Here is a 957-nt window from a genome sequence, read left to right as displayed (position 1 = left end):
CCGTGCTGGGCGCGAGCTGGAGTACCCTGGCCAGCACCGCAGATGGCACCCTGGCCTCGCAGCACTTCGTTGGCAGCCAAGTCACGGCAACGGTCAGCGGCACGCACCAAACGCTGGCGACAATCACGCTGGCGGCGGGCGATTTTAGTGTCATCGATGATGACACGGTCGCCGGCACCTACTATGCCAACCTGACGGCTCAAGGCCAAAGCAAACTGACCGCGGCAGTCAAGGCCGCGATCGGCGATAACAATTACGTTGTGTCCTCAAGCATCCAGGGGGCGCTGGCCGTGAACCCGGCTGGCACTGGCACTGCCGTCATGACTTACGAGTACGTTGACGGCAACCAGGTGATTGCGACGGTCCAGCAGCAGCTTGGTCTGCAGTCCGCGGGCACCTACATCGCGCAGCCGCCTGCCGGCTATGCGCTTGCAGCTGGGCAAAGTGACCAAATCCTCTTTAACATGACGTCCCGCATGATGACGGCAACCATTCAGGTCACCGCTCAACAAACTTCCAGCGGCGCCGACTCCAGTCAGTCAAGTGGCACCAGCGCAGCGGACTCAAGCGCGGCCTCGGTCGCTCAAAGCATTGCCGCAAGCAAGGCCGCCAGTGAGGCAGCCGAGAGCGCCGCGATTTCCGAGCCAACTCTATTGCCGCAAGCAAGGCAGCCAGTGAAGCAGCGGAAAGCGCCGCGATTTCCGAGCTAACTCCATCGCCGAAAGTAAAGCTGCCAGTGAAGCGGCGGAGAGCGCCGCGATTTCCGAGGCTAACTCCATCGCTGAAAGCAAAGCAGCAAGTGAGGCAGCGGAGAGTGCCGCAATTTCTGAGGCCAACTCCATTGCCGAAAGCAAGGCAGCTAGTGAAGCGGCTGAGAGTGCCGCAATTTCTGAGGCCAACTCCATTGCCGAAAGCAAGGCAGCTAGTGAAGCGGCTGAGAGCGCCGCAATTTCCGAA

General features: G+C 60.8%; 1 protein-coding gene. It reads left to right on the top strand.

The annotated features are described in order from the left end of the window. Positions 1 to 710 (top strand): MBG domain-containing protein (locus JCM13995_RS15120; protein ID WP_162230977.1); only part of this gene is annotated, 710 nt, incomplete at its 5' end. Positions 711 to 957 lie beyond the last annotated feature (247 nt).

The organism is Lacticaseibacillus camelliae DSM 22697 = JCM 13995 (assembly GCF_001311195.1).
In the GTDB taxonomy this organism is placed as follows: Bacteria; Bacillota; Bacilli; order Lactobacillales; family Lactobacillaceae; genus Lacticaseibacillus; species Lacticaseibacillus camelliae.
Note: the sequence above shows the minus strand (reverse complement) of the source record. Positions and strands in the feature narration are given on the sequence as shown.